The following is a 4,719-nucleotide window of genomic DNA, read 5'->3' as shown; positions in this document are numbered from 1 at the left end:
ACGACTCCCAGCACATTCCGAAGCCTTCATCAACTGGTCCATGATCACTATGATGACCCGACGCCTGGCCCGCCAACAAAGCCAGGCCACGACCACCTAACCCAGTTCAAAGACAGGCTCTAAGGAGGCTTGGGCCATGGGACATCGGGGAGACCCCCGGTTCGCCCGTGGGGTTCCCCCCTACCTGGAGCACGGACTAGAGCAGCGTGTAGTTCAGGGCTTCACAGATTCGTGACAACGGCAGGTCGAGGCCGGGATAATCGAGCGGGAGCAGCACGTCCGGGGTCGCCGGCAGCGCGTCGCCGGCCGGCGGTTCCCACAGGCACACGGCCGGGTCGCCGGAGTCCATCGACGAGCGGTACCAGAGTCCGTCGAGATCGGGGAACGCGGCGCGGATGGCGCGGGCCCAGGCCTGCGTGACGTCCTTGGGGCCGCTGCTGATCTCCTGCGACGCGCCGGCGCGGGTGGGCCACAGGCCCGTCAGGTCCAGCAGCCGAAGCGTGCGGCGCGGCTGGAACACGACGACGTGCGGGCGGCGCGTCTTTCTGTCCACAATGGACGTCTGCTGATAGACCTCGGCCACGCTCGTGCGCACGGAGAGCCCGGAGTAGAGCACGCCGTCCCGCCCTGGAGCGGGAGCGCCGCCGGGCCCGGGCGGCTGCGGGTCGAAGCGGGCGTGGGGGAGCGGGCCGGTGGTGCGGAAGGTGTTCCACCGCTGCTGGTGTCTGCCACCGGCCACGAACACGCGGACGAGCCGGGTGCCGGAGTGCACCGCGACGATGTCCTCGTGCGGGCGGAGCAGGGTCTTCAGCGCAGCGGGGGCCGGCGGCTGGGGGAGCCGTGACATACGTCGATGTGTCTCCTGGTCGCCGGCGTCGGACGGTTCAGCCTAGACCGCGCACGTGCGCAGGGTGAGCGAATCGGTTCGGCGCGTGGCGGCCCGCTGGGCGGAGTGTTGGACTCACGGGTCAGACGGGGGTGCCCAGGGTGGCGACCAGGCGGGCGACTCCCGCGGGATCGCCGCCGGCCAGCAGCCAGTCCCGTGGTGTCGTCGGCTCACCGGCGGTCAGCAGGTCCTGCTGGGGTGTGGTCATGAAGCCGGCCAGCACCAGCGGGGGCTGGTCGTCCGGCACCGCCGCGAGCACCGCCTCCAGGCCCGGCAGCACGCCGGTGTTCGTGAACTGCCATACGGGCAGCCGCCAGCCGCCGTGGTCCTTCCAGCCCGCCAGCCGGCCCTCCGCGAGCCGGTGGCGGATGCGGCTCGAGTCGACGTTGATCCGCTCCGCGGCGCCGGATACGGTCAGTGCGGAATCGCGCAGGACCGCCTGTAGCGCCACCGTGCGCGCACGCGGATCGCGCTCGGACTCCCGCCGTGGCGCGAGGTCCAGGCCGACGTCGGACAGCGCCGCGCGCTGCGACTCGGTGAAGTACTGGGCCGGATCCGGATCGGCTGGGGACAGTCGGCGTGCGGCCTCCTCGACCAGCGCGAGGAACTCCTCGGAGTCCACCCGCAGGCCGGCGCGGGCGAGCACGGTACGCAACGAGGCAGCCATGCGCCCACCTTAGCACGGGCGTGCGCATTCGTGCGGACGACGACCTCGTGCTGCTTCTTGACACCGCCAATCGCCACCCCTAGCGTCTGAGTAATCGATTTCCCAGACGGTCTCCTCTGACCACGAGGAATGCATGGACGAGGGTGTCAGCCTGCTGGTCGAGATGATCGGCATCAACAAGTCGTACGGCGGCGTGCGCGCCTGCCGGGACATCGACTTCACCGTGCGCGAGGGCGAGGTCCACGCGCTGCTCGGCGAGAACGGTGCCGGCAAGTCGACGCTGATGCGCGTGCTCTCCGGCGATGTCACCGACCACGACGGGGAAGTTCGCATCGGGGGTGCGCCCGTCCGGTTCACCGCGCCGGTCGACGCGCAGCGCGCCGGCATCGCGATGATCCACCAGGAGCTCGACCTCGTGCCGGGCCTGTCGGTCGCGGAGAACATCTTCCTCGGCCGGGAACTGCGTACCCGGGTGGGCGCGGTCGACCGTCGGCGGATGAATTCGATTACCCGTGACCTGCTCGAACGATGCGGAATCGCCCTGGACCCGCGCCGCCCGGTCGGCGAGCTGCGCACCGGCGAGCAGCAGCTGGTCACGATCGCGAAGGCGCTCTCGCTGGACGCCAAGGTGCTGATCATGGACGAGCCCACGTCGGCGCTGTCCTCGGTCGAGGTCGACCAGATGTTCACGGTGATCTCCGAGCTGCGCCGCACGGGCGTCGGGATCGTGTACATCTCCCACCGGATGGACGAGATCGGCCGGATCGCCGACCGTGCCACGGTGCTGCGCAACGGCTCGGTCGTCGCCGGGTTCGACGCGCGCGAGCTGACCGCGGAGAAGGCCGCCGAGGCGATGGTCGGCAGGCCCGTGCAGGCGATGTTCCGCACCCGGACCGTCGAGCCGGGCGAGGAGGTCCTGCGGGTCACCGACCTCGCGCTGCGGCCCGGACGGGAACGCCCCGGGCGCCGCGAGCCCGACGGCATCTCGGTGACCGTGCGGCGCGGCGAGATCGTCGGCCTCGGCGGGCTGCTCGGCTCCGGGCGGACCGAGTTCCTCGAGACGCTCTTCGGCGCCGGCACTCGCGGCACGGTCCATGGCACGGTCGAGTTCCGCGGCCGGCCGGTCCGCCCGCGCGGCCCGCGCCAGGCGCTCCGGCTGGGCATCGCGTTCGTGCCCGAGGACCGGCGGATCGCCGGCCTCGCCATCGACCACTCGGTGCTGGCCAACACCGTTCTGTCCATAGTGGACCGGATCGTGGTGGCGGGCGTCGTGCCGCGGGCCCGGGAGCTGGGCGCGGTACGGCGGATGGTCGACGAGCTCAAGGTGAAGCTCGGCTCGGTCAACGACCCGGTCGGCACGCTGTCCGGCGGCAACCAGCAGAAGGTGGTGTTCGGCCGGGTGCTGCTGACCGAGCCGACGCTGCTGCTGCTCGACGAGCCGACCCGGGGCGTCGACGTCGGCGCGAAAGCGGAGATCTATGCCCTGCTCGGCCAGGCCGCCGAGCAGGGCATCGGCGTGCTGCTGGCGTCCTCGGAGCTGGCCGAGCTGGTCGGGGTGTGCGACCGGGTGGTGGTCCTGTCGGGCGGGCGCAGCGTGCGCGAGCTGGACACCAGTCACGCCGGCGAGTCCGACCTGCTGGCCGCGTCGATGGGTGAGGGCAGCGCGGCGCTGGCGGTGGACGCGGGAGGAGAGCGGTGAGTGACACGGACACGGTGACGACGTCCAACGGCACGCCGGAGCGCCCGCCGTCCCGGCCGAACAGCTGGGGGGCGCGGCGGAGCGGGTACGTCGCGACGCTGTTCCGGTTCCAGAGCCTGTTCGGCCTGGTGGCGGTGTTCGTCGTCGCCGTCGCGTTCTCCCCGCAGCGCAACGGGGAGCTGCTGTTTCTCAACAGCGAGAACCTGTTCAACGTCGTCCGGGCGGTGTCCGAGATCGGCATCATGGCCGTCGGGATGACGTTCGTGATCCTCGTCGGCGGCATCGACCTCTCGGTCGGCGCCGTTCTCGGGCTCGCGGCGGTCGGCTCGGCCGTGCTGATGGTCGAGGCGGACTACGGGGTGGTGCTCACGGTCGTGATCGTGCTCGCGGTCGGGCTCGGTTTCGGCTTCCTGCAAGGGATCGCGTCCGCGTTGTTCGGCATCCAGGCGTTCATCGTGACGCTCGCCGGCATGCAGATCGCCCGCGGCCTGGCCCGCATCTGGTCCGGCGGGCAGGGCGTCCCGATCGCGTACGGGGACGGCCCGGGCGAGGCCCCGGTGGCGTTCTCGCTGCTCGGCGAGCGCACGTTCAACGGGCTGGTGCCGATTCCCGCGCTGATCTTCGCCGTGGTCGCGGTGGTGGCCATCGTGTTCCTGAGGACCAGCGCGTTCTCCCGCCACGTGTACGCGATCGGCGGCAACGAGAAGGCGGCCCGGCTCTCCGGTGTGCCGGTGACCCGCGTCAAGGTCATCGTCTTCTGCATCGCCGGTCTCCTCGCCGCGCTGGCCGGAATCGTGCACGCCGGCCAGCTCAACCAGGGCAGCCCGAACGACGGCTTCGGCTACGAGCTCGACGCGATCGCCGCGGTCGTCATCGGCGGCACCAGCCTCATGGGCGGCCGCGGGTCGGTCGTCGGCACGGTCGCGGGCGCGCTGCTTCTGGGCGTGCTCAACAACTTCCTGGGTCTGCACGGAGTGGACCCGAACGTGCAGCTACTCGTCAAGGGACTCGTCATCGTCGTCGCGGCGGGGTTGCAGCGCCTGCGACCGGCGGCATGAACGAATGAAGAAAGAAGGTAGACACATGGCCCATCGTCGTGCCGTGGCAACCGCGCTCACCGCGGCAGCCGCGCTCACCCTGTCTGTCGCATGTGGAACGACCAGCGAGAACAGCGGCCAGCAGCAGGCCGGTGGTGCCAGCGCCGAGTGCGGTGGGCCGGACGGCGAGTACACGATCGGGATGAGCCAGGCCAACGTGGCCGAGCCGTACCGGGAACGGATGGACGACGACATCCGCCGGGCCGCGGAGGACGTGCCGCAGTTCACCGTGGAGTTCGCCGACGCGCAGCAGGACAACGCCAAGCAGGTGTCCGACGTCGAGAACTTCCTCACCAAGCAGATCGACCTGCTGATCATCAGCCCGAACGAGGCCACGCCGCTGACCGCCGTGGTGGCGAAGGCGTACAAC

The 4,719-nt window shown here is 70.8% G+C and carries 5 protein-coding genes; 3 read left to right on the top strand and 2 right to left on the bottom strand.

The window, feature by feature from the left end:
* Positions 1–196: 196 nt before the first annotated feature.
* Both ACRDTB_RS37370 and ACRDTB_RS37365 read right to left on the bottom strand, forming a co-directional pair.
* Positions 197–847, bottom strand: a complete 651-nt coding sequence (locus ACRDTB_RS37370; RefSeq protein ID WP_431436988.1) for an RES family NAD+ phosphorylase — start codon at positions 845–847, stop codon at positions 197–199.
* A gap of 121 nt (positions 848–968) precedes the next feature.
* Entirely contained in the window at positions 969–1,553 is a 585-nt protein-coding gene (locus tag ACRDTB_RS37365; protein ID WP_431436987.1) for a DNA-binding protein, read from the bottom strand.
* A 133-nt stretch (positions 1,554–1,686) separates the two neighbouring features.
* Between ACRDTB_RS37365 and ACRDTB_RS37360 the strand changes: the two genes are divergently transcribed.
* The 3 genes from ACRDTB_RS37360 to ACRDTB_RS37350 form a co-directional block, all read left to right on the top strand.
* Entirely contained in the window at positions 1,687–3,252 is a 1,566-nt protein-coding gene (locus tag ACRDTB_RS37360; RefSeq protein WP_431436986.1) for a sugar ABC transporter ATP-binding protein, read from the top strand.
* A gap of 98 nt (positions 3,253–3,350) precedes the next feature.
* The gene (locus tag ACRDTB_RS37355) at positions 3,351–4,310 is read left to right on the top strand and encodes an ABC transporter permease (RefSeq protein WP_431436989.1); all 960 of its coding nucleotides are present in this window, start codon (positions 3,351–3,353) and stop codon (positions 4,308–4,310) included.
* Between the two features lie 43 nt (positions 4,311–4,353).
* On the top strand, positions 4,354–4,719 hold a 366-nt coding region (locus tag ACRDTB_RS37350), incomplete at its 3' end, for a substrate-binding domain-containing protein (RefSeq protein ID WP_431436985.1).

Source organism: Actinophytocola sp. (assembly GCF_050699935.1).
Classification (GTDB): domain Bacteria; phylum Actinomycetota; class Actinomycetes; order Mycobacteriales; family Pseudonocardiaceae; genus Actinophytocola.
The sequence above is the reverse complement of the archived record's forward strand: the minus strand, read 5'-3'. Positions and strand labels throughout refer to the sequence as shown.

Bases quoted from the DNA above. Each gene is read 5' to 3' on its own strand.
- ACRDTB_RS37370 (WP_431436988.1), bottom strand. From the start codon at position 847: ATGTCACGGCTCCCCCAGCCGCCGGCCCCCGCTGCGCTGAAGACCCTG.
- ACRDTB_RS37365 (WP_431436987.1), bottom strand. From the start codon at position 1,553: ATGGCTGCCTCGTTGCGTACCGTGCTCGCCCGCGCCGGCCTGCGGGTG.
- ACRDTB_RS37360 (WP_431436986.1), top strand. From the start codon at position 1,687: ATGGACGAGGGTGTCAGCCTGCTGGTCGAGATGATCGGCATCAACAAG.